Origin of the sequence: Brevundimonas sp. (assembly GCF_046299535.1) — a bacterium.
Lineage (GTDB): Bacteria > Pseudomonadota > Alphaproteobacteria > Caulobacterales > Caulobacteraceae > Brevundimonas.
Genome location: NZ_JBKBIB010000003.1, coordinates 125815 through 148570, shown reverse-complemented (window position 1 = coordinate 148570; position 22756 = coordinate 125815). Strand labels below are relative to the sequence as shown.

Annotated in this window: 27 protein-coding genes; 20 read left to right on the top strand and 7 right to left on the bottom strand. The window is 70.2% G+C overall.

The window, feature by feature from the left end; all coding sequences use genetic code 11:
* Positions 1-142 precede the first annotated feature (142 nt).
* Genes ACK4FB_RS03500 through ACK4FB_RS03490 form a run of 3 tightly spaced genes read left to right on the top strand, consistent with a single transcriptional unit; the run spans position 143 to position 2037 of the window.
* On the top strand, positions 143-1303 hold the full coding sequence (locus tag ACK4FB_RS03500; protein ID WP_409747883.1) for a phage portal protein: 1161 nt from the start codon (positions 143-145) through the stop codon (positions 1301-1303).
* Positions 1300-1521, top strand: a complete 222-nt coding sequence (locus ACK4FB_RS03495) for a hypothetical protein (protein ID WP_409747881.1) — start codon at positions 1300-1302, stop codon at positions 1519-1521. Before ACK4FB_RS03500 ends, ACK4FB_RS03495 begins: the two co-directional genes overlap by 4 nt.
* A gap of 57 nt (positions 1522-1578) precedes the next feature.
* Complete coding sequence (locus ACK4FB_RS03490; protein ID WP_409748135.1) at positions 1579-2037, top strand: HK97 family phage prohead protease; 459 nt, start codon at positions 1579-1581, stop codon at positions 2035-2037.
* Here the strand turns inward: ACK4FB_RS03490 and ACK4FB_RS03485 are convergent.
* Positions 2019-2486, bottom strand: coding sequence for a hypothetical protein (locus ACK4FB_RS03485; RefSeq protein WP_409747879.1), 468 nt, complete (start codon positions 2484-2486; stop codon positions 2019-2021). The two genes, ACK4FB_RS03490 and ACK4FB_RS03485, sit on opposite strands and share 19 nt — an antisense overlap.
* 88 nt (positions 2487-2574) lie before the next feature.
* Between ACK4FB_RS03485 and ACK4FB_RS03480 the strand changes: the two genes are divergently transcribed.
* The 8 genes from ACK4FB_RS03480 (at position 2575) to ACK4FB_RS03445 (ending at position 6702) form a co-directional block, all read left to right on the top strand.
* Positions 2575-3825 (top strand): phage major capsid protein, encoded by a 1251-nt coding sequence (locus ACK4FB_RS03480; RefSeq protein WP_409747877.1) that lies wholly within the window; start codon positions 2575-2577, stop codon positions 3823-3825.
* 187 nt (positions 3826-4012) lie between these two features.
* Positions 4013-4279, top strand: a complete 267-nt coding sequence (locus tag ACK4FB_RS03475; RefSeq protein ID WP_409747875.1) for a head-tail connector protein — start codon at positions 4013-4015, stop codon at positions 4277-4279.
* A complete protein-coding gene (locus ACK4FB_RS03470; protein ID WP_409747873.1) occupies positions 4276-4572 on the top strand; it encodes a phage head-tail adapter protein in 297 nt (98 codons plus the stop codon). Before ACK4FB_RS03475 ends, ACK4FB_RS03470 begins: the two co-directional genes overlap by 4 nt.
* Positions 4569-4994, top strand: a complete 426-nt coding sequence (locus tag ACK4FB_RS03465; protein ID WP_409747871.1) for a DUF3168 domain-containing protein — start codon at positions 4569-4571, stop codon at positions 4992-4994. The genes ACK4FB_RS03470 and ACK4FB_RS03465 overlap by 4 nt, the downstream gene beginning before the upstream one ends.
* 81 nt (positions 4995-5075) lie before the next feature.
* A complete protein-coding gene (locus ACK4FB_RS03460; RefSeq protein ID WP_409747869.1) occupies positions 5076-5492 on the top strand; it encodes a phage major tail protein, TP901-1 family in 417 nt (138 codons plus the stop codon).
* Positions 5493-5574: 82 nt separating this feature from the next.
* Positions 5575-5913, top strand: coding sequence for a GTA-gp10 family protein (locus tag ACK4FB_RS03455; protein WP_409748133.1), 339 nt, complete (start codon positions 5575-5577; stop codon positions 5911-5913).
* Positions 5914-5924: 11 nt separating this feature from the next.
* Positions 5925-6080, top strand: a complete 156-nt coding sequence (locus ACK4FB_RS03450; RefSeq protein WP_409747867.1) for a phage tail assembly chaperone — start codon at positions 5925-5927, stop codon at positions 6078-6080.
* 85 nt (positions 6081-6165) lie between these two features.
* Positions 6166-6702 carry a phage tail tape measure C-terminal domain-containing protein gene (locus ACK4FB_RS03445; protein WP_409747865.1) on the top strand — a complete coding sequence of 179 codons (537 nt, stop codon included), beginning with the start codon at positions 6166-6168 and terminating at the stop codon, positions 6700-6702.
* On the opposite strand, the gene ACK4FB_RS03440 is transcribed toward ACK4FB_RS03445, so the two are convergent.
* A complete protein-coding gene (locus tag ACK4FB_RS03440; RefSeq protein ID WP_409747863.1) occupies positions 6703-7374 on the bottom strand; it encodes a DUF805 domain-containing protein in 672 nt (223 codons plus the stop codon). It abuts the gene before it with no gap.
* 79 nt (positions 7375-7453) lie between these two features.
* Between ACK4FB_RS03440 and ACK4FB_RS03435 the strand changes: the two genes are divergently transcribed.
* The 8 genes from ACK4FB_RS03435 to ACK4FB_RS03400 all read left to right on the top strand — a co-directional run bounded on the left by ACK4FB_RS03435 (position 7454) and on the right by ACK4FB_RS03400 (position 17714).
* Entirely contained in the window at positions 7454-8065 is a 612-nt protein-coding gene (locus tag ACK4FB_RS03435) for a TIGR02217 family protein (RefSeq protein WP_409747861.1), read from the top strand.
* A gap of 98 nt (positions 8066-8163) precedes the next feature.
* Entirely contained in the window at positions 8164-8817 is a 654-nt protein-coding gene (locus ACK4FB_RS03430) for a DUF2163 domain-containing protein (RefSeq protein WP_409747859.1), read from the top strand.
* A gap of 5 nt (positions 8818-8822) precedes the next feature.
* Positions 8823-9557, top strand: a complete 735-nt coding sequence (locus tag ACK4FB_RS03425; protein ID WP_409747858.1) for a hypothetical protein — start codon at positions 8823-8825, stop codon at positions 9555-9557.
* Positions 9557-13255, top strand: a complete 3699-nt coding sequence (locus ACK4FB_RS03420) for a glycoside hydrolase TIM-barrel-like domain-containing protein (protein WP_409747856.1) — start codon at positions 9557-9559, stop codon at positions 13253-13255. Before ACK4FB_RS03425 ends, ACK4FB_RS03420 begins: the two co-directional genes overlap by 1 nt.
* 76 nt (positions 13256-13331) lie before the next feature.
* Positions 13332-14267, top strand: coding sequence for a DnaJ C-terminal domain-containing protein (locus ACK4FB_RS03415; RefSeq protein ID WP_409747854.1), 936 nt, complete (start codon positions 13332-13334; stop codon positions 14265-14267).
* Positions 14267-15421 carry a phosphoserine transaminase gene (locus tag ACK4FB_RS03410; protein WP_409747852.1) on the top strand — a complete coding sequence of 385 codons (1155 nt, stop codon included), beginning with the start codon at positions 14267-14269 and terminating at the stop codon, positions 15419-15421. The genes ACK4FB_RS03415 and ACK4FB_RS03410 overlap by 1 nt, the downstream gene beginning before the upstream one ends.
* A 109-nt stretch (positions 15422-15530) precedes the next feature.
* Positions 15531-16823 (top strand): adenylosuccinate synthase, encoded by a 1293-nt coding sequence (locus ACK4FB_RS03405; protein WP_409747850.1) that lies wholly within the window; start codon positions 15531-15533, stop codon positions 16821-16823.
* Between the two features lie 87 nt (positions 16824-16910).
* Positions 16911-17714 (top strand): response regulator, encoded by an 804-nt coding sequence (locus ACK4FB_RS03400; protein ID WP_409747848.1) that lies wholly within the window; start codon positions 16911-16913, stop codon positions 17712-17714.
* 15 nt (positions 17715-17729) lie between these two features.
* Here ACK4FB_RS03400 and rpoH read toward each other — a convergent pair whose 3' ends face one another.
* From rpoH to ACK4FB_RS03380, 4 genes are all read right to left on the bottom strand, one after another.
* On the bottom strand, positions 17730-18614 hold the full coding sequence (rpoH, locus tag ACK4FB_RS03395) for an RNA polymerase sigma factor RpoH (RefSeq protein WP_409747847.1): 885 nt from the start codon (positions 18612-18614) through the stop codon (positions 17730-17732).
* 266 nt (positions 18615-18880) lie between these two features.
* The gene (locus ACK4FB_RS03390; protein WP_409747845.1) at positions 18881-19186 is read right to left on the bottom strand and encodes a GNAT family N-acetyltransferase; all 306 of its coding nucleotides are present in this window, start codon (positions 19184-19186) and stop codon (positions 18881-18883) included.
* A gap of 9 nt (positions 19187-19195) precedes the next feature.
* The gene (locus tag ACK4FB_RS03385) at positions 19196-19687 is read right to left on the bottom strand and encodes a hypothetical protein (RefSeq protein ID WP_409747843.1); all 492 of its coding nucleotides are present in this window, start codon (positions 19685-19687) and stop codon (positions 19196-19198) included.
* A 203-nt stretch (positions 19688-19890) separates the two neighbouring features.
* On the bottom strand, positions 19891-20892 hold the full coding sequence (locus tag ACK4FB_RS03380; protein ID WP_409747841.1) for an RluA family pseudouridine synthase: 1002 nt from the start codon (positions 20890-20892) through the stop codon (positions 19891-19893).
* Between the two features lie 118 nt (positions 20893-21010).
* Between ACK4FB_RS03380 and ACK4FB_RS03375 the strand changes: the two genes are divergently transcribed.
* The gene (locus tag ACK4FB_RS03375; RefSeq protein ID WP_409747839.1) at positions 21011-21652 is read left to right on the top strand and encodes a DUF2799 domain-containing protein; all 642 of its coding nucleotides are present in this window, start codon (positions 21011-21013) and stop codon (positions 21650-21652) included.
* A 7-nt stretch (positions 21653-21659) separates the two neighbouring features.
* On the opposite strand, the gene ACK4FB_RS03370 is transcribed toward ACK4FB_RS03375, so the two are convergent.
* Positions 21660-22682: a class I fructose-bisphosphate aldolase gene (locus ACK4FB_RS03370; RefSeq protein ID WP_409747837.1), complete on the bottom strand. Its 1023-nt coding sequence runs from the start codon at positions 22680-22682 to the stop codon at positions 21660-21662.
* Positions 22683-22756 lie beyond the last annotated feature (74 nt).

Sequence of the window (22756 nt, the reverse complement as noted above, 5' to 3'; positions counted from 1 at the left end):
ATAGCACGGGACGGGAGTTGGTCCAACTTGAATTCCGAGTTGGTCCAAGTGGGGGCGATCCCTCACCCTGGTCGCCAGAAGCGATCCGCGGGCGGATCGCTGCGACTCAGGCCTCTCTCACCAGGGGAGAGGCGAAAGGAGAATGATGTTCGGATTTCTGAAACGGCGGGCGCCGGAGGTGAAGGACTCGGCTGTGGGGCGAGTGATCGCCTGGACGCAGCAGGGGCGGGCGGTGTGGACGCCGCGGGACTATGAGAGCCTGACGCGGGAGGGGTTCGGCAGGAACCCGGTGGCCTATCGCTGCGTGCGGATGATCGCCGAGGCGGCGGCGTCGGTGCCGCTGACGGTGTTTCAGGGCGGCGAGCGGGCGGGGGCGGATCATCCGCTGGTCCGCGTGCTGGACCGGCCCAATCCGGAGCAGGGGCGGGCCGAGCTGTTCGAGGCGCTGTATGCGAACCTGCAGACGGCGGGCAACGCCTATCTGGAGGAGGCGGGCGGAAACGATCCGGAGCGGCGGGGCGTCGACGAGCTGTATGTGCTGCGTCCGGACCGGGTGAAGGTGGTGCCGGGGCCCGGCGGGTGGCCGGCGGCCTATGACTATACGGTGGGGGGACGGACCGTGCGGCTGGGCCGGGCGGCGGACGGGTTCTCGCCGGTGCTGCATCTGAAGCTGCATAATCCGGTGGACGACTGGTACGGGTTTTCGCCGCTGGAGGCGGCGGCCTTCGCCATCGATGTGCACAACGCATCGGGGGCTTGGAACAAGGCGCTGCTGGACAACGGGGCGCGGCCGTCGGGGGCGCTGGTGTACGGCGCGAAGGACGGCGAGCGGCTGACCGAAGAGCAGTACGCGGCGCTGAAGGCGGAGCTGGGCGAGCGGCATCAGGGGGCGGTGAACGCCGGGCGGCCGCTGTTGCTGGAAGGCGGGCTGGAGTGGAAGCCCATGGCCTGGACGCCGGCGGACATGGACTTCATCGCGGGCAAGCATGCGGCGGCGCGGGAGATCGCCCTGGCGTTCGGGGTTCCGCCGCAGCTGCTGGGGATTCCGGGGGACGCGACATACGCCAACTATCGCGAGGCCAACGGGGCGTTCTGGCGCGGGACGGTGGTTCCGCTGGCAGCCAAGACGGCAGGGGCCATGACGGCGTGGATGCAGCCCCGGTTCGCCGACTGCCGCATCGAGGCGGATCTGGATCATGTGCCGGCGCTGCAGCCGGAGCGGGACGCCCTGTGGGCGCGGCTGGAGGCGGCGAGCTTTCTGGGCGAGGACGAGCGGCGGGAGATGGCGGGGGTGGGACGATGAGCGAGCGGAAAATGCCCTGGGCCGTGATCGTCGCGGTGGCGGTGCAGACGGCGGCGGGGCTGATCTGGGCCGGGGGCGCGGCGGCGCGGATCGAGACGCTGGAGACCCGGGTGGCGGAACAACGGCTGGTGGCCGAGCGGCTGGCGCGGCTGGAGGAGCAGGCGGTGGCCACGCGGGCGTCGCTGGAGCGGATTGAGGCGAAGGTGAGTGGCGAGTGATCAGTGGCGAGTGACGAGGTGTTCGGAGAGTGGGGGACGGGCGTGACCATTGAAGACATGACGTCGGCGGCGTCCCGGTCGGACTCGCCACTGATCACTCGCCACGCGCCACTCCTCATTCAGGGCTACGCCTCCCTGTGGGGCGTGGCGGATCTGAACGGGGACGTGGTGGCGAAGGGGGCGTTCGCGGAGAGCCTGGCGCGGACCGGGGCGTCGGGGGTGAAGATGCTGCACCAGCACGAGGCGCGGGCGCTGGTGGGGGTGTGGGATGAGTTGGCGGAGGACGACCGCGGGCTGTTTGTCGCCGGACGCATCATGGACTGGTCGCCCGAGGCGCGCTTCGCCGGGGCCCTGGCGCGGGCCGGGGCGCTGGATGGTTTGTCGATCGGCTTCCGGGCGGTGCGGGCGAGGAAGGAGGGGCGGCTGCGGGTGCTCAGCGAAGTGGACCTGTGGGAGGTGTCGCTGGTGACGTTCCCGATGCTGCCGGGGGCGCGGTTTCAGTTGTCGCGGCCGTAGTATTCACGACCTTCCCGGCGGAGGTCTTCGAGCGTTTGGCCCTTCGGTGGGGTGATGTAGGGCGAGGCGGGCGGGTCATCCGGCGAACACTGGCGCTCGGGGTCTTCCCCGAACCCGACGACATTGAATCCGCCCTCGGTGTTGCGGCGCAACGTCCAGCGAACGCCGCCGAGGTCGCGTCGGAAGTCGGTGTGCTGAACCGTCAGGACGGTCAATGGGCCGCGACGGACCTCGCCGGCGTGAACACGGCGAACGTCCAGATCGACGATCCAGGGCCAGCGCATGATGACGCAGTCGGCACAGGCCGGAGCCACGGTGGGTGTCTGTGAAACGATGCGGGCGGAGACCTCGGCGTCGTAGCAGGCGGCATCTTGAGCCGTCACGTTGTCTGCGCATGAGATGAGCGCGACCGTGAGTGCGAACGCGGCAAGCTTTCTGAAATCCGACACGGGCGCCCCCAAAGCGTCTGAACGGGACCGGCGGCGAGCCGGATGACGAGGGTGCGGCGAAGCCGGCCCGTTTTCAACTGGAGACATGATGAGAGAGACCAAACAGGCCGCCGCCTCGCCTGAGGCGCGGGCGGCGATGCATGAGCTGATGGCGGCGTTCGAGGCGTTCAAGGGCGCCAATGACGCGCGCCTGGCGGAGATCGAGAAGAAGGCCTCGGCCGATACGCTGCTGGAGGAGAAGGTGGCGCGGATCGACGCGGCGGTGGCGGGCGCCCAGGCGCGGCTGGACCGGGTGGTGAGCGAGGCCCGGCGGCCGGCCATGGAGGGCGCGGTGGTCGCCGCGCCGGAGGCCAAGGCGGCGTGGGATGCGTATCTGAGATGTGGCGCCACCCCCTCCGTCGGCTTCGCCGCCACCTCCCCCGGAGGGGGAGGATTGGAGGTGAAGGCCGGGCTGGACAGCGGGTCGGGGTCGGGCGGGCTGATCGCGCCGGCGGAGACGGAGCGGCTGGTGGAGCGTCGCCTGATGGCGGCCTCGCCCATGCGCGAGATCGCCACCGTGCGGACGGTGGCCTCGGGCGTGTTCAGGAAGCCGGTGTCCACCGACGGCGTGGAGGCCGGGTGGGTTGCGGAGACGGCGCCCAGGCCGGAGACCGAGGGCGCCAACCTGAGCCTGCTCGAGTTCCCCTCGGCCGAACTGTACGCCAGCCCGGCGGCGACCCAGACTCTGCTGGACGATGCGTTCGTGAGCCTGGACGAATGGCTGGCGGGGGAGATCGAGGATGCCTTCGCGGCCCAGGAAACGGCGGCCTTCGTGACCGGTGACGGGATCAACAAGCCCAGGGGCTTCCTGAGCTATCCGACGGTGGCCAACGACGATGCGCAGTGGGGCGAGATCGGCCATGTGCTGACCGGCGCGGACGGTGCGTTCGGCGACGCGCCGGTGGATCGGCTGATCGACCTGATCTATGCGCCCAAGGCCAAGTACCGGGCGAACGGGCGGTTCGTGATGAACCGGCGCACGGCCAGCGCGATCAGGAAGTTCCGGGACGCGGACGACAACTATGTCTGGAGCCCGGCGACCCAGCCGGGGGCGACGTCCAGCCTGCTGGGCTATCCCGTCACCGAGATCGAGGAGGCGCCGGACATCGGCGCCGCCGCTCTGGCGGTGGCGTTCGGGGACTTCCGGCGCGGCTATCTGATCGTGGACCGGGCGGGGCTGAGCGTGCTGCGCGATCCCTACAGCGCCAAGCCCTATGTGCTGTTCTACACCACCAAGCGGGTGGGCGGCGGCGTGCAGGACTTTGATGCGATCAAGGTGCTGAAGTTCGCCGTCAGCTGACGCTGACGGCGGGCAAGGTGCTGAAGTTCGCGGAGGCCTGACGGCCTCCGAGTGGCGAGTGGTCAGTGACGAGTGGCGAGGGATCGCCGCTCCCGCTGACGGCTGGCCGACGGATCAGAGCGGCGAGTGACGGGCTGGTTCAGCTCGCCACTCGCCGCTCGTCACCAATCACTTCGAGAGATTCAAAATGACCGCACCCGTTTCCATGGCGGCGGCGAAGGCGTTTCTGCGCGTCACCCATGACGCGGAGGATGACCTGATCGCCCTGCTGATCGATGCGGCCCGCAGGCGGGTGGAGGGGGAGACGGGGCTGACCCTGACCTCCACCTCGCCCGCGGCCCTGAGGCTGGCGGTGCTGATGCTGACGCTGCGGGCCTATGAGCGCGGCGAGGACGAGATGCCCATTGCGCCAGTGGAGGGCTGGATCGCGCCGTACCGACAGGTGCGGCTGTGAGGAAGCTGGCGGAGCTGCTGGCGCGCGTCGAGGGCGTGACGGCCCAGGGCGGGCGGGCGGTCAGTTACGAACCGTTGGGCTTCGTCTGGATCGCGCCGGGGGCGGCGCGGCGCGGGGTGCGCACGGGCGGCGAGGGCGTGGCGGAGGCGCTGACCCTGACCGCCGAATGCCGGGCCGACGCGCGGCTGACCGAGGGGCGGCTGCTGCGGTGGGACGGGGCGGACTGGCGCATCGCGCTGGTGGACGCGGCGACGCCGGGGCGGGCGCGCCTGATGCTGGAGCGAGACCGATGATCAATCATGAAGCGGCGCTGCAGGCGGCGCTGATCGCGCGACTGCGCGGCGACGACGCCCTGGATGCGCTGGTGGCCGGGCGGATCTGGGACGGGGAGCCGGCGAAACGGATGTTCCCCTATGTGACTGTCAGCCGGGTGGAGAGCCGGCCGGTTCGGGCGGACGGCGGCGGGGTGGAGCAGGTGCTGACCCTGACCGGCCATTCGCGGTTCGAGGGGCTGGGGGAGACGCGGGCGATGTCCGCCGCGATCCGGGCGGCCCTGCATGAGGCGGATCTGACCGCGTATTCGGCGGCGGAGGGGGTTCGGGTGGTCAACCCGCGCGTGACCTTCGCCGATGTGTTCGGAAGCCCGGAAGGGCGCCGCAGCCACGCGGTGGTGCGGGTGCGGGCGGTGACTGAGGCAGTGACGAGTGGCGAGTGATGAGTGCGAGGGCGAAGCGGTTCGGCGCGGAAACCTCGTCACTCGCCACTGACCACTCGCCACATTTGAAAAGGGATCGAGATGGGTGCTCAGGCGGGCAAGGACATACTGCTGAAAATCGGCGACGGCGGGGCGCCGGAGGGGTTCGCCACGGTGGCGGGATTGCGGGCGCGGACCATCGCCCTGAACGCGCGCACGGTGGATGTGACCGACGGCGACAGCGCCGGGCGCTGGCGCGAACTGCTGGCGGGCGCCGGGGTGCGTTCGGCGGCGGTGAGCGGGCAGGGGATCTTTCGCGATGCGGCGTCGGACGCCGCGATCCGGGAGTCGTTCTTTGACCAGAGCGCGCGGACCTGGCGGCTGATCGTGCCGGACTTCGGGGTGCTGGAGGGGCCGTTCCTGGTGGCGGCGCTGGAATACGCCGGGGAGCACGAGGGCGAGGCGAGCTTCGCCCTGAGCCTGGCCAGCGCGGGCGAAGTGACGTTCGAGGCGGTTTGATGAGTGGCGAGTGGTCAGTGGCGAGTGGCGAGCGATCGCCCGTGCGGCGGAGCGAGCGTGTGCTCGTGGAGGCAGGCGGATGATGCAGAGGCAGGGCGACTCGTCACTCGCCACGCGTCACTCGCCACTCCCAGCTAATGCCGCGCGTGGAGAAGTCGTGGCCGATCTGGCCGGGGCGCCGCGCAGGCTGTGCCTGACGCTGGGGGCGCTGGCGGAGATGGAAGGTGCGCTGGGGGTGCAGGGGATCGAGGCCCTGGCGGGACGCATGCGGGCGCTGTCGGCGGCGGATTTGCTGGCGGTTCTGGCGGCGTTGCTGCGCGGCGGCGGCGAGCATGAACTGGCCGATGGCTTGAGCGCGGCGCGGGTGGATGCGCGTGCGGCGGCCGAGGCGGTGGCGGCGGCGTTCGCCGCCTCGGTGTGATGTGGGCGCCGATGCTGCGCGCGGCGCTGGCCATGGGAATTCCGCCGGGCGCGTTCTGGCGGTTGTCGCTGAAGGAATGGCGGATGCTGACGGAGGCGGAGCGCGGGCCGGGTGCGATGAAGCGCGGACGGCTGGATGAGCTGATGCAGCGGTGGCCGGATGAATGAGTGCCGAGTGACGAGTGGCGAGTGACGAACCCGCGCCGCCTCGACTCGTCACTCGTCACTGATCACTCGCCACTGGGAGGAACAGATGACGGACATGACACCACTGGACGCCCTGCCTCAGCAGGCCGCCGAGGCGGGCGAGGCGCTGGAGGCTTTGCGGGAGCCGGCGGAGCGGGCGGCGGCGTCCATCGAGGACGCCTTTGGCCGCGCGGGCGAGGGCATGGCGCGGTCGCTGGCGCGTGCGGCGGCGGACGGGGAGGTGAGCCTGGCGGAACTGGCGCGGGCGGTGCTGGCGGCGGTGAACGCGGCGGCGGGGGCCAAGATCGGAATTGGGCGCGGATCGCTGGGCGACGTGCTGGCGGCGGCGGTAGGCGGGCTGTTCGGCGGCTCGCGGGCCGACGGCGGGCCGGTGACGCCGGGGGCCGCCTATGTGGTGGGCGAGCGGGGGCCGGAGGTGTTCCGGCCGCACGGCGCGGGCGTGATCGAGCCCATGGGCGGCGGGTCGGGGGTGACAGTCAATGTGCGGGTGGACGGCGGCGCGCAGGGCCTGTTGCGGTCCGAGGCGCAGATCGCCCAGGCCCTGACGCGCGCGGTGCGGCTGGGCGCGCGACGCGACGGCTGACTACTGGCCCTTGGGATTGGGCCCGAAGCGGTTTTCGCCGGGCTGGCTGTCGGTCAGGCCGATCCACAGCAGGAAGGCCAGGCCGATGAGGGCGGCCACCGAGAACAGCAGCATGGCCGGGCCCGCGGCCGCCAGCATGGCGAAGCCCGCTGCCTCGTCGTAGGCGCCGGCTGACCCGGCGGCGAGGGCGCCCGCGCCCAGAACCGCGAAGCCGGCGAAGGTGCAGACAATTGCGATGCCGATCGGCGCCAGCGCCAGCCACCCGGTGCGGCCCATGTCGTGCAGACGCTTCACCGCGATAGCGAGATTGGGCCAGATCAGGGCCAAGGAGATGAGGATTCCCAGCAGCGGGATCCAGCCGACCACCACGCCGACGCCCAGCAGGATCAGCCAGGAGATCCAGAAGTGGGAGCGCCGCGTGCGTCCCTCGAAGCTGAGGAAGAGATTTTTCCAGTCCACGCCGTCGACGGACAGGCCGGTCACGGGTCCGCCGCCGATCACCATGATCTCGGTGGCTGTGCCGTCGACGGGCACGAAATCCACGCGCATGCCGGGGCGCAGGGGACGCAGCTGGGCCAGGGATGACCGCGCGAAGGTGTAGCGGACGCCGTCGTCCCCGCTGATCAGACCGGACCCGATATTGTCGTCGTAGCTGAGAATCTCGCCGCGCATTTTTCACCCCTCCATGCCGTGGAGCGGGAGAGTGGACGCGGGCCGGTGCAACAATCAAGTCAGGGAGCGGCGATTAGCCATGAATTTCCACGAGGTGAGGCTCCCGGTGCGCCTTGCGTTCGGATCGACGGGCGGGGTGGAGCGGCGGACGGAGGTGGTGACGCTGGGCTCCGGCCACGAGCGGCGCTCGACGCCCTGGGCCCATGGGCGCCGGCGCTATCTGATCGGGGCGGGGCTGCGGTCGCTGGATGACATGGCGGCGCTGACGGCGTTCTTCGAGGCGCGGCGCGGGCGGCTGTACGGGTTCCGGTTTCGGGACTTCGCCGACTTCAAGTCGTGCGCGCCGGGGGCGGCGGTTTCGGCGGGCGATCAGGTTATCGGAACGGGGGACGGCGAGGCGGCGGCGTTCCAGCTGGTCAAGGACTACGGCGGGCTGGCGCGCGAGATCCGCAAGCCCGTGGCGGGGTCGGTGCGGCTGGCGGTGGACGGGGTCGAGGTCGAGGATTTCGCGGTGGACCCGGCGACGGGTGTTGTGACGCTGGATGTGGCGCCGGGCGCGGGGGCGGTGATGACGGCGGGGTTCGAGTTCGACACGCCGGTGCGCTTCGACGCGGACCGCATCGAGGTGACGCTGGAGACCTTCGAGGCCGGGCGCATGGCGGCCGTGCCGTTGGTCGAGGTGCGGGTCTAGGGGCCCCAGCGCCCCCTCACCCTGGTCGCGAGAAGCGATCCGCAAGGCGGCTCGCTGCGACTCAGGCCTCTCCCGCGAGGGGAGAGGCGGGAGGATTGATGAGACACATTCCAGACGAACTGGCCGACCGCATCGAGGGCGGGGCGGCGACGATGTGCCATGCCTGGGTGCTGGCGCGGGCGGACAGGGTCCGGCTGGGGTTCACGGACCATGACCGGGACCTGCCCGTGGAGGGGGTCGTGTGCCGGGCGGCCAGCGGATGGACGGCGGGCGCGGCCGAGGGGGCTGCGGGGCTGACGGCCGGGTCGGCGGCGGCGTCCGGTGCGCTGGACGACGGGGCGATCACCGAGGGCGACATCACGGCGGGGCTCTATGATGGGGCGCGGCTGGAGGTGTGGCGCGTGGACTGGGCGCGGCCGGACCTGAAGGTGCGGCTGTGGACCGGGCGGATCAGCCGGATGGTGCGGGACGGGGAGGCGTTCACCGCCGAGCTCGACGGGCCCATGGCGGCGCTGGAGCGGGTGGTGGGGCGCACCTATGGGCGCAGCTGCGACGCGGTGCTGGGGGACGCGCGATGTGGGGTGGATCTGGCGGATCATCCGGGCGCAGTGTGTGACAAGCGGTGGGCGACGTGTGTGGGGGTGTTCGGTAACGGGGCGCGGTTCCGGGGCTTTCCGGACATTCCGGGCGACGACTTCCTGACGGCGTATCCGGCCGAGGGGGGACGCCATGACGGCGGGAGCCGGCGGTGAGGGGGATGTGCGATCTTGCTGAAGTCGCCCCCACCCGGCCGTCGCTGCGCGCCGACCGCCCTCCCCGGGGCGGGGAGGGAGAACGCCGGCGGGCGCTTGTCGAAGCGCGTGCATGGATCGGGACGCCCTATCGGCACCGGGCCAGCGTGATGGGCGAGGGGTGCGATTGCCTGGGGCTGGTGCGGGGGGTGTGGCGGGGGCTTTACGGGCATGAGCCGGAGACGCTGCCGCCCTATTCGCCGGACTGGGCCGAGCGGGGCGGGGACGAGACCCTGCTGAAGGCGGCGCGGCGGTGGATGATCCAGATCCCGGTGCGCGAGGCGCGGGCGGGGGATGTGCTGCTGTTCCGCATGAGCGCCGGGGTTCCGGTGAAGCATTGCGGGATCGTGGGGAGCGGATCGGTGCGGGGGACAGACCCCCTCCACCATGCTTCGCATGGTCCCCCTCCCCCGGTGGGGGAGGAGATGACCCTGATCCACGCCTACTGGGGGCGGGCGGTGATCGAGAGCTGGATGGGCGACTGGTGGACGCGGCGCGTGGCGGCGGCGTTTGCGTGGCCGGAGTCCCCTCTCCCTCCCCCGGCGGGGGAGGGCGTTGAGCCGCAGGCGAAACGGGTGGGGGCGGCTCGGCAAGGCAGCCGCGCTTGTGTGGCCAAGCCCGCCCCACCCGGCCGTTGCTGCGCGCCGGCCGCCCTCCCCCAATGGGGAGGGAGAGGGAACAGCGGATTGGAGCAGGACTGATGGCGCAGGTGATTCTGGGGGGGATCGGCGGGGCGATCGGGGGCGGGCTGGGGCGCGCCATCGGGGCGTTCGCGGGGGCGTCGCTGGACCGGCTGGCGGCAGCGTCGCTGGCCGAGCCGCGTCAGCGCGGGCCACGGCTGGAGACGCTGAAGGTGCAGTCCTCGGCGGACGGGGCGCCCATGGCGTGCGTGTTCGGGCGGGCGCGGGTCACGGGCCAGGTGATCTGGGCCGCGCGGTTTCTGGAGAAGCGCAACGAACGCAGCGGCGGCAAGGGCGGGCCGCGCACGGTGGACTACGACTATTCCCTGAGCTTGGCGGTGGCCCTGTGTGAGGGGCCCATCGACGGGGTGGGGCGGGTGTGGGCCGACGGACGGCCGCTGGACCTGTCGGGCGTGGTGATGCGGGTGCACCGGGGGACCGAGGACCAGAATGCGGACCCGCTGATCCAGGCGGTCGAGGGCGCGGCCCCGGCCTATCGGGGCACGGCCTATGTGGTGTTCGAGGACCTGCCGCTGGGGTCGTTCGGGAACCGGCCGCCGCAGCTGGGCTTCGAGGTGTTCCGGCGGCCGCGGGGCGGCGCGCCGGGGCTGGAGGATCGGCTGGACGGTGTGTGCCTGATTCCCGGGGCGGGGGAGTTCTGTCTGGCGACCACGCCGGTGATGCGGCGCGAGGGACTGACGCGGACCACGGCGGAGAACCTGAACAATCTGCAGGGGCGGGCTGACCTGCTGGTGTCGCTGGACCAGCTGGAGGCGCAGCTGCCGAATGTGCGGCGCATCAACCTGGTGGTGGGCTGGTTCGGCGACGACCTGCGCATGAGCCAGTGCCGCATCCGGCCCGGCGTGGAGCGGGCGGTGAAGCCGACCGAGCCGCTGGTCTGGTCCGTGGCGGGGGTCACGCGGGGCGAGGCGTTCGTGGTGTCGGAGGTGCACGGCGGCCTGGCCTATGGCGGCACGCCCTCGGACCAGACGGTGGTCAAGGCCGTGCGCGAGTTGAAGGCGCGCGGCATGGCGGTGACCCTGTATCCGTTCGTGTTCATGGACATTCCGCCGGGCGGCGATCAGCCGGCCTATCCCTGGCGGGGGCGGATCACGGGCGAGGGCGGGGCGGCGGCGGACGGGGAGGTCGCAGCCTTCTTCGGCGGGGCGGGCGACTGGGGCCTGAGACGCATGGCGCGGCATTATGCGGCGCTGGCGGCGGAGGCGGGGGCGGACGGCCTGATCATCGGCTCGGAGCTGCGCGGGGTGACGACGCTCAGGGACGGGGGTGGCGGCTATCCGGCGGTGGCGGCGCTGCGGGCGCTGGCGGCGGAGTGCCGGGCGATCACGGGGCCGGGGGTGGAGATCTCCTACGCGGCGGACTGGTCGGAATATTTCGGCCACCAGCCCGGCGGCGGGGAGGCGGTGTTTCACCTGGACCCGCTGTGGGCGGACCCGAACATCGATTATGTGGGCGTCGACTGGTACCCGCCCATCGGCGACTGGCGCGAGGGGGAGGGTCATCTGGACGCGGTCGCCGGATATGCGGGGTCGGCGGACCCGGCCTATCTGGCGGCGAACGCGGCGGGCGGGGAGAATTTCGACTGGTTCTATGGCTCGGACGCGGACCGGGCGGCGCAGGTGCGCACGCCGATCACGGATGAGGCTTACGGCGAACCGTGGGTGTGGCGGTCCAAGGATCTGAAAAGCTGGTGGTCCAACGCCCACCATGACCGGCCGGGCGGGGTGCGGAGCCCCACGCCGACGGCCTGGATTCCGGGCATGAAGCCGATCCGGCTGACCGAGTTCGGCTGCGCGGCCGTGGACAAGGGCGGCAACGGGCCGAACCTGTTTTCGGACCCCAAGAGCAGCGAGAGCTTCCTGCCGCCGTTCTCGACCGGGGCGCGGGACGACCTGATGCAGCGGCGGGCCATGGAGGCGTGGCTGAGCCACTTCGCGGCGGACGCGAACAATCCGGTTTCGGCGGTCTATGGCGGGCGAATGGTGCAGGGGCTGGACGCCTGGTGCTGGGATGCGCGGCCGTATCCGGACTTTCCGGCGCGGGCGGGGGTGTGGGCCGATGCAGGCAACTGGCGCGCGGGACACTGGCTGAACGGGCGGCTGGCGGGGGAGGGGCGTGACCTGATCGCGGCGATCCTGAAGCGCGGCGGGCTGGACGAGGCGGACTTCGCCATCGGCGGCGTGGACGGGGCTGTGGCGGGCTATGTGATCGACCGGCCCATGCGGACGCGCGACGCGCTGGAGCCGCTGCTGTTCGCCCTGGGCGCAGAGGGCGGCGAGCGGGACGGGCGCGTGGCGGTGGTGGGGCGGCGCGCGGATGTCGCGATGTTGGCGACCGACGCCATGGCCATGCCGGAGGACGGATCGCCCGTGTCGGCGGCGCGGGTGCTGGAGACGGCGCCGGACACGGCAAGGGTGCGCTTCATCGATGAGGCGGCGGATTATCAGGCCGGGTCGGTGGTGGTGCGCGGGCCGGACACGGGCGGCGGCGGGCTGGACGTGGACCTGCCGGCGGCCTGTTCGGCGGGGCTGGCGCGGGAGGTCGCGGGACGGGCGCTGGCGTCGCCCATGGAGACCCTGACCGTGCACCTGGGGCCGCTGGAGGCGCTGCGGCTGGAGCCGGGGGATGCAGTGGCGGTGGAGGGCCATGGCGGCATCTGGCGCGTGGCGCGGATGGAGCTGGACGAGGACCCGCGCGCGGTGCTGACGCCCTGGGTGGAGCCGGGGGCGGTCGACGAGGCGGTCGACTGGCGGGTGGAGACGCCGGGGGGCGGCGCCGGCGCGCCCTTCCTCGCCCTGCTGGACCTGCCGCCCCTGCCCGGCGCGGAGGATGACGGGCGGCCGCTGGCGGCGGCAGCGGCGGAGCCGTGGCGCGCCATGCAGGTGCATGGGGGCGGGGACGCGGACGGGCTGACGGCGCGGGCCAGCGTGGCGGCGCCGGCGACGGTGGGGCGGCTGACAGAGCCCCTGCCGCCGGGCGTGACCGGGCGCTGGGACGAGGCAAATGCGCTGGTGGCGGCGGTCGAGGGCCGGGCGCCGGAGACGCGGAGCGCGGGCGCGGTGCTGAACGGGGCCAATGCCGTGGCTGTGCGCGGCGACGAGGGCTGGGAGATCGTGCAGTTCCGGGACGCCGAGCTGCTGGGCGGCGATGTCTGGCGGCTGGGCGGCCTGTTGCGTGGGCAGCAGGGCACGGAAGCCGAGATGGGCGCGGGGGCCGGGGCGGTTATCGTGTTTCTGCATGAAGCGCTGGCGCGGCTGGAGGTTCAGGCGGGTGAACGGGGCCTGCCGATGCTTTGGCGCGCCGGACCGGCCGGGGCGCCGCCGGGCGGTGGCGGATTTAGCGAGGCGACCTTTATCTGGCGCGGTGTGCATGACCGGCCCTGGGCGCCCGCGCATCTGAGCGTTGCGGCGGAGGACGGCGGGCTGAGGCTGCGCTGGATCGCGCGGACGCGCCGGGACGGGGACCGCTGGGACGCGGAGACCCAAGGAAGCGATCCGCTGCGGTTCCGGGTGCGGGTGCTGGACGGGGCGGCGGTGGTTCGGATGTTCGAGGTAGAGGCCGAGACGGCGGTGTATGGCGCGGCCGGCCTGGCGGCGGATTTTCCGGCCGGCGTGGGCGAGGACGCGCGCGTAGCGGTGAGCCAGTGGAGCGCGGTTTTCGGATGGGGCGTGGAGGCGGCAGCGGATATGGCGCCATGATCTGGGGCCCGCCCCTTTGCGATGGAGGCGGCATGGCTTAACTGACGGCTTTGGCTTTTATGGAGCAGGGTCGGACGTGGCGGGTGATCCTTACAAGGAACTGGGCGTGGCGCGGGGCGCCACTCAGGACGAGATCCGCAAGGCGTTCCGGAAGCTGGCCAAGGAATTCCATCCGGACAAGAACCCCGGCGACACGGCGGCCGAGGACCGGTTCAAGCGCATCACCGCGGCCTTCGACATTCTGGGCGACGAGGAGAAGCGCCGGAAGTTCGACCGGGGCGAGATCGACGCGGACGGGCGCGAGCAATTTCGCGGCTTCGGCGGCGGCGGGCCGCGCGGCGCGGGCGGCGGTTTCGGGCAGGGCGGCTTTGGTCAGGGCCCCGGCGCGGGCGGCGCCAAGGCCGGGTTCGAGGGCATCGATCTGGACGAACTGTTCGGCATGTTCGGCGGCGGGGGCGGTGCGCGCCAGACGGGCGGGCGCGGGTTCTCCTCGCGCGGGCAGGACCTGAAGGCGACGCTGGACATCAGCCTCGAGGACGCCATCACAGGGGCGACCCGGCGCATCCAGTTCTCGGACGGGCGCACCCTGGACGTGACCATTCCCAAGGGCGCGGGCGACGGCCAGACCATCCGCCTGCGCGGACAGGGCATGCCGGGACGCGGCGGCGAGGCGGGCGACGCCCTGATCGAGCTGAAGGTCCAGCCGCACCCCCTGTATCGCCGCGAGGGCGCGGACCTGCACATGGATCTGCCGGTGTCGGTGCCCGACGCGGTGCTGGGCGGCAAGGTGACGGTGAAGACGCCGGACGGGGCGGTCAGCATGACCATTCCCAGGGCGTCCAACTCGGGCCAGGTGCTGCGGCTCAAGGGCAAGGGCGCGTTCGCGGGCGGCAAGCGCGGCGACCTGCTGGCCAGGCTGGTGGTGACCCTGCCGGAATATCAGGACCACAACCTCGTCAAATTCGCCGAGAAATGGCGGGCGGACCGACCCTATTCGCCGGGGAAGGCGTGATGACGTTGGGGGGGAAGCCGTCGGTGAAGCCGGTGCGGCCGTGGTTCTCGGCCGGGCCGACGGCCAAGCGGCCGGGATGGTCGCTGGCGGGGCTGCCTACCGACCTGCTGGGCCGGGGCATTCGCGCGCCGGAGGTGGTGGAGCGGTTCGCCTATGCGCTGAGGCTGACCCGCGAGGTGCTGCAGGTCCCCCAGGACTATGTGGCCTGTTATCTGCCGGCGTCGGACACGGGGGCGGTGGAGGCGGCGCTGTGGGCCATGCTGGGGCAGCGGCCGGTGCAGGTGGTGGCCTTTGAGAATTTCGGCCTGACCTGGGCCGCCGACGTGCGCGATCACCTGAAGCTGGACCCGGAGATCATCGAGGCGCCGTGGGGCGAGCTGCCGGACCTGTCGCGGGTCGATCCGGCGAAGGACGTGGTGTTTCCGTGGAACGGGACCACCTCGGGCGTGCGGGTTCCCGATGCCGACTTCATCCGCGATGACCGCGAGGGGCTGAGCATCTGCGACGCCACCTCGGCGGCGTTCGCCATGCCGCTGGACTGGCCGAAGCTGGATGTGACGACCTTCTCCTTCCAGAAGGCGCTGGGCGGCGAGGCCGGGATCGGGGTGGCCGTGCTGTCGCCTCGCGCCGTCGAGCGGCTGGATGCGTACCGGGCGCCGTGGCCCATTCCGAAGGTTTTGAGGCTGCAAGGCGCTGAGGGATTTGATCGCGCGCTGGCGACCGGGACCATGATCAACACCTTCTCGGTGATGACCATCGAGGACTGGATCGACGCCCTGGAGTGGGCGCGGGGCATCGGCGGGCTGGAGACCCTGATCGCGCGGACGGACGCGAACTTCGCGGCGCTGTCGGACTGGGTGGAGCGGACCGACTGGATCGATTTCCTGGCCGGGCGGCCGGAGATCCGGTCGACGACGTCGGTGTGCCTCAAGTTCACGGACGGGCGGGTGACGGGCCTGCCGGCGGAGGATCAGCGCGCCTTCGTGAAGCGGTTCAAGGATCTGCTGGAAGGCGAAGGGGCGGTGTTCGACATGGAGCCGCACCGCAATGCGCCGCCGGGCCTGAGGCTGTGGTGCGGATGCACCGTCGAGACGGCGGATGTGCAGGCGGCGACGCCGTGGCTGGACTGGGCGTTCGGGGAAGCCCTGCGGTGATCCCGCATCGACTGCGCCCTGACCTTCCTGAGAAATAGGGAGGAGAGGGGGACACGGAGCGATTCCCTCGGTATAGCGTGCTCCCGCAATTCCAGCGGAGTGTAATGTCTTGGCGAACGTCGCGGTGGTCGGCGCCCAGTGGGGCGACGAGGGCAAGGGCAAGATCGTCGACTGGCTGTCGAACCGGGCCGATGTGGTGGTGCGGTTCCAGGGCGGTCACAACGCCGGCCATACGCTGGTGGTGGGCGACAAGGTCTACAAACTGAGCCTGCTGCCCTCGGGCGTGGTGCAGCAGAAGCCTTCGGTGATCGGCAACGGCGTGGTGGTGGATCCCTGGGCCCTGCTGGACGAGATCGGCCGCATCGAGGCGCAGGGGGTGTCGATCACTCCCGAGATCCTGAGCCTGGCGGACAACGCCTGTCTGATCCTGCCGCTGCACAAGGACCTGGACCAGGCGCGCGAGGCGCAGGCCGGCAAGACCAAGATCGGCACCACCGGGCGGGGCATCGGCCCGGCCTATGAGGACAAGGCGGGACGGCGCGCGATCCGCGTGGGAGACCTGTCGGACCCCGAGGCGCTGGACGCCAAGATCGAGCGGCTGCTGGCTCACCACAACGCCCTGAGGAAGGGCCTGGACCTGCCGGAGGTGGACGTGGCCGGGCTCAAGACTGCGTTGCTTGAGGTGGCGCCCAAGGTGCTGGTCTATGCGGGCCAGCCGGTGTGGCGGACGCTGGACCGGTTCTACCGCGAGGGCAAACGCATCCTGTTTGAGGGCGCGCAAGGCACTCTGCTGGACGTGGACCACGGCACCTATCCCTATGTGACGTCGTCGAACACGGTGGCGGGGCAGGCGGCGGCGGGTTCGGGCCTTGGGCCGCGCTCGGTGGGCTATGTGCTGGGCATCGTGAAGGCCTACACCACCCGCGTGGGCGAGGGGCCGTTCCCCACCGAGCTTTTCGATCCGGTGGGCGAGCGCATCGCCGAGCGCGGGCGCGAGTTCGGCACGGTGACGGGGCGGCCGCGGCGCTGCGGCTGGTTCGACGCGGTGCTGGTGCGCCAGTCCATCGCCGTGAACGGCATCCACGGCATCGCCCTGACGAAGCTGGACGTGCTGGACGGGTTCGACGAGCTGAAGATCTGCACCGGCTACCGGATCGGGGACCGGGAACTGGATTACCTGCCGGCCGGCATGAAGGATCAGGCGGGCGTGCAGCCGGTCTATGAGACGCTGGAAGGCTGGAGCGAAAGCACCCAGGGCGCGCGGTCGTGGAGGGACCTGCCCGCCGCGGCGATCAAATATGTTCGCCGGATCGAGGAGCTGATCGAGGCGCCGGTGGCCCTGCTCTCCACCAGTCCGGAGCGGGACGACACGATCCTGATGCGGGATCCGTTCGAGGGATAGGTTCAGTCTGGAACCCGGCATCTCGATATAGCGTCAAGGCGATCTTTACCCACAATGGGTAACCAAGGGCGTTCGCCGGAGTCGCCCGTGTTCACCACTGACGCAAAAAGTCTGGCCAGGATGGCCCCCACGCTGAAGCGCGTGCTGATCGTCGATCCCAACGGGACGGCGGCCAAGCTGCTGGCCGAGAGCCTGAAGGGGTTGGGGGTGGGCGAGGTGGTGCACCGGGCCGAGGGCCGGGTGGCGCTGGACGCCTGTCGCGATTTCGAACCCACCCTGATCTTCACCGAGTACAAGGGCCCAAATCTGGACGGCGAAGCCTTCGCCAGGGCTGTGCGCCGCTCGAACCTGGCGTGCCGCAAGGTTCCCATCATCATGATCACCGCCGAGGCCACCGCCGCCAGCATTCTGGGAGCCCGGGATTCCGGCGTACACGAGTTTCTGAGGAAGCCCTACACCTCCGGCGACCTGACCAAGCGGGTCGAGGTGGTGTCGCTGAAGCCGCGCAACTGGATCGAGGCGGTGGGCTATGTGGGTCCCGACCGGCGCCGCTTCAACTCGGGTGAGTACTCCGGCCCGAGAAAACGCAAGGCGGACGCGCCCAAGGGCGGCGCCGATGCGGCGGCCAAGGATCAGGCCATGCGCATCCTGGCCTCGGCCCACAAGCAGTTCGACAGCGATCCCATGCAGGCGCTGCGGGCCATTCGTGAACAGGGTGCGGCCCTGAAAGCCCTTTCCATGAAGGCGTCCGATACCCCGCTGGTGATCGCCGTCTCGGAGCTGGAGCGGGCCCTGATGGACGCACAGCCGACGAAAGCCGCCTTGGCCGCGCCAGTCGCGGCCGTGGTGGCGCTGGCGGCGCCGGAAACCCTTGCGGAGTTGGCGGCGTAAGAGCCGCCAACGCCCTCAGACCGCTTCCAAGTTCCGTTCGGTCGCGGCGGCTCGCATGGCCTTCTGGAGCTTTTCGAAGGCGCGGACCTCGATCTGGCGCACGCGTTCGCGGCTGACGCCGTACTGGCCAGCCAACTCCTCGAGGGTGACCGGATCATCCTTGAGCCGACGCTCGGTCAGGATGTGCTTCTCGCGGTCCGTCAGCTCTTCCATGGCCTCCTGCAGCAGACCCATGCGCAGGGAGTGCTCCTCGGTGTTGGCCAGGGTGGTTTCCTGGGACACCTGGGTCTCGTCGGTCAGCCAGTCCTGCCATTCGCTTTCGCTGTCGGAACGCAGGGGCGAGTTCAGGGACGCGTCGCCCGTCAGGCGCCGGTTCATGTTGATCACGTCCTCCTCGGGCACGCCTAGATCGGTGGCGATCCTGGTGACATGCTCGGGACGCAGATCGCCTTCCTCAAAGGCGGAGATCTGGCTCTTGGCCTTGCGCAGGTTGAAGAACAGCTTCTTCTGGGCGGCCGTGGTGCCCATCTTCACGAGCGACCAGCTGCGCAGGATGTATTCCTGGATCGAGGCGCGGATCCACCACATGGCGTAGGTGGCCAGGCGGAAGCCCTTGTCCGGATCGAATTTCTTGACCGCCTGCATCAGGCCGACATTGCCCTCGGAGATCACTTCGCCGATGGGCAGGCCATAGCCGCGGTAGCCCATGGCGATCTTGGCCACCAGGCGCAGATGGGAGGTCACAAGGCGGTGGGCCGCCTCGGGGTCTTCATGCTCGGACCAACGCTTGGCCAGCATGAATTCCTCATCCTTGGTCAGCATCGGAAACTTGCGGATTTCCGTCAAATAGCGGGACAGCCCCTGTTCAGGCGACATAACCGCAAGTGATTTCAAAGCCATATGGCTACCCTCCAACGCGTCAAGAGCAGGCGTTGCTCGGTCCAGCCACCGGATGTGCACCGGACCTTTCGCCCCTCAACAAGCCAGATAGGAATGAGTTTCGCCCATTGTCAGGGGTGAATCGACGCAGGGGTGAACAATTGTGTTTTTCGCGCATCCCGATCCGCCCCGATCTGTATAGCGGATAGTCCGTCCTTTTTCAATACGGACACCGGGCGCCGCGCTCTCGACGGCCATTCCGGCGGCCGCAAGGCCGGGCCGCGATCTCAAACGCCGATGATCTGTCGATAGGTGGGGTGGACCGTCTCGGCGTGTTCGGGATGCCGCTTCAGCCAGCCGGCGAAGAAGGGACACACGGGCAGGATCTTGAGACCACGCGCCTCAATGTCCGCCAGAACGTGACGGGCCAGGGCGCTGGCGTGGCCTTTGCCCTCAAGCGGAATTGGCGTGATCGTTTCGGTGATCATGACGCCGCCGTCGACGAGATTGTAGGTGGCGACGATGGTCCCGCCATCGACGGCCAATTCGTATCGCCTGGCGTCGGTGTTGTCGGTGAACTGCGAGTCGGGCACGTGCGTATCCTATTCGTAAAAGTCGATATGCAGATGATCGTCATGGCGGGCCGCTTGGCAACCGGCGAACCGCATTTTGGGGTGGCCCCAAAAACCGAGGCGTTCTTCAAGATGGGGTTCGATCAGGATACGCCGCACCCGGGGATCATCGACCAGCAGCTGAATCAGGTCCCGGGTTCGCACTTCGTCCAGACGCCAGTCTCGGTCCACCGGCGGATCCGGCTTGTCTGCGGGACCTGATCGCCCATGCGGGCAGGCCAGGCGCTCGCCGGGTCGGGGCGGCTCCGACGGCCACCAGCCTCCATATCCTGACGTGTCTGGCGGGGTGACGAGCTGCTCCCCCTCAAGGGTCTCAAAGAAGAGCGCAATATCGAGCTGACGACCGTCGCCGTGGCTGAGATGGGGCTGAAAGGGCTTCACCCCGTCAGGACCAGACGCATCCATGAAGTGGATCACGGCGCCGGAATGTTGTTCCGACAGCGCCCGGGCTGTGTCGATCATGGCGTCCCGCGCCTCTGGCGTGAGAAAGTTCCGGCCCTGGCAATAGCGCGCCCGAAGCGGCGCCAACGGTTCTGACCGGTCGCACGGCAGCGTCGCCAGACCCACCGGACTATGCATCTCCGGAGCGGTCGGGACCTCACCACCAGTCCCGCCGGGGCCGCAGGCGGCGAGGCAAGCCACGATGATCGGCCACGAGCGCCGCATCACAGGGCGGCGAGGTCGGCTTCGAGCATCCGCATATCCTCCGGCGGATCGGTCTCGAAGCGAAGAGCCTCGCCGGTGATGGGGTGGATGAAGCCCAGGACGGCGGCGTGCAGGGCCTGGCGCTTCAGGCCGGCGGCGGCGATGGCGTCCTTCACCGGCTGGGCCGGGCTGCCGGAGCCATAGGTGGGGTCGCCCAGGATCGGCGCGCCCTTCGACGCCAGATGGACGCGAATCTGGTGGGTGCGGCCGGTGTGCAGGGTGCAGGCGACGCGGGCGGCCATGGGGGCGCCGCCGAGCCTTTTCGGCGCACCGAAAACCTGCTGGACCTTGTAGTCGGTCACGGCCAGCCGTCCGCCGGATTTCAGCACCGCCATCTTCTTGCGGTCGGCGTTGGAGCGGCCGATCTGCGTCTCGATGCGGCCCTCTCGGGGAATCGGCATTCCCCGCGTCAGGGCGATGTAGGTGCGTTCGATGTCGTGGGCCGCGAACAGGGCCGACAGGCCCGCGTGGGCCGCGTCGGACTTGGCCGCGACCATGACGCCGGAGGTGTCCTTGTCCAGCCGGTGGACGATGCCGGGTCGGGCCACCCCGCCGACCCCGGACAGGGAGCCCGCGCAGTGATGCAGCAGGGCGTTGACCAGGGTGCCGGTCTCGTTGCCCGGCGCCGGGTGGGCGGCCATGCCGGCGGGCTTGTCCACCACGATCAGGTGAGCGTCCTCGAACAGCACGGGCAGGGGCAGGGCCTCGGGGGCCGGATCAGCGGGCGCGACGGCCGGAATCAGGATGTCGTAGAGTCCCGGCGCGGCCTTGCCCGAGCGGGATATGGGCGCGCCGTTCAGGGTGACGCGGCCCTGTTCGATCAGGGCCTGCAGGCGGGCGCGGGACAGGTCGGGGATCTCGTCCGACAGGGCCTTGTCCAGACGCTGGCCCGCGTGGGCGTCGGTCAGGCGGACGGTCAGCGCGGACCCGCCGGTTTCCTCAACATCCTCGTCAGCATCCATTCAGCCTGTGTGAGGCGAACTGGTCCCGAAATCCAGCGGTGAGCGGCCAAGCTCTGGCCAAACAGAGGTCTTTGAGGCATCTAGCCGCCGGGCGAATGGTTAACGGGGGGAGTGTGACATGCGAATTCTGCTGACGCTGGGGGCGGGCGCGATCCTGATGGGGCTGGGAAGCTGCGCCACCATGAATCAGGAGCAGTGCCTGATGGGGGACTGGGTGGGTCAGGGGCGCGCTGACGGCGCGGCGGGCTATGGCGCGGGGCGTCTGTCCGATCACGCCCAGGCCTGCGCGCGACACGGCGTAACGCCGGATCCGAACGCCTATTACCGGGGTCATGAGCAGGGCGTGCGCCAGTACTGCGTGCCAGGCCGCGCCTTCAGGGTGGCTGTCTCCGGCGGCGGCTACGCCAACGGTTTCTGCCCTGCGGATCTGGAGCAGGATTTCCTCTACGCCTATTCCGACGGGCGCCTGATCTGGGACGCCATGCAGCGAGCCGACACCTTGCGCGCGCGCGCGGACGAGTCCCGGGCCCGAGCCGCGGAATATGAGCAGGACATCCGCGACGCCGAATACCGCCTGGCCAACGAGGAAGATCTGACCCAGGAGCAGCGCCGCACGATCCGTGACCGCATCAACCGGCTGCGGCGGGACCGGGATACGGCCAACGATCAGGCCAACGCCCTGTTCTACGACATCACCGACGCGGATCGGGAGGTCAGCCGCCTGCGCAGCCGGTTCACGCCGGTTTACGGAAACTGGTGAGGCGGCCTCAGGCCGCCTCGTTCTCCATGGACGCTTCGTACTGGCCCAGGCTGGCCAGGCCGTTCAGGCGTGCGCGATGGGCGAAGGCGGCCTGGGCCCTGGCGGTGTTGGCGTTGTCGCCGCCCCAGATGCGCTGGGGCGCGGCCTGAAGGGCGCGGCCGTAGGAGAAGGTCATCTTCCACGGGAAGCCGCCGATGCGGTTCATGGCGTCCAGATGGGCGGTGGCCTGTTCGTCGGTCTGGCCGCCCGACAGATAGGCGATGCCGGGCACCGCCGAGGGCACGGTGGCCTTGAGGGCGGCGATGGTGCGCTCGGCCACTTCCTCGACGCTGGCCTGGCGGACGCTGCCCTTGCCGGAGATGATCATGTTGGGCTTGAGCACGATGCCCTCCAGCGCCACGCGCTGTTCGAACAGCTCGTTGAACACCGCCTGCAGCACCATGCGCGTGACCTCGTCACAGCGGTTGATGTCGTGGGGACCGTCCATCAGCACCTCGGGCTCCACGATCGGCACGATCTGCTCCTGCTGGCAGATGCGGGCGTAGCGGGCCAGGGCGTGTGCGTTGGACTTGATGCACGTCCAGGTGGGCACGCCGTCGGCGATCTCGATGACGCCGCGCCACTTGGCGAAGCGCGCGCCGCGCTCCCGGTAGGACCGCAGGCGCTTGCTGAGGCCGTCCAGACCCTTGGTGACGGTCTCGCCGGGGAAGCCGGCCATCTTGGTGGCGCCCTTGTCCACCTTGATGCCGGGGATGGAACCCGCAGCGTTGATCAGCTCCACCAGCGGCGTGCCGTCGGCGGCGTCCTGGAACAGGGTCTCCTCGAACAGGATGACGCCCGAGATGTGATCCTTCATGGCGTCGGCGCGGAACATCAGCTCGCGATAGTCGCGGCGGTTCTCCTCGGTGTTCTCGACCCCGATGGCGTCAAAGCGTTTCTTGATGGTGCCTGTGGACTCGTCCGCCGCCAGAATGCCCTTGCCGGGCTGCACCATAGCCGTCGCCACCGCGTTCAGAGCCGCGAGATCCATGCCGAAATACCCCTGAAACTGTTATTTTGCCGCTGTCTAGCGTCCGACGGCGGCAAAGTCACGCCGCGTTACAG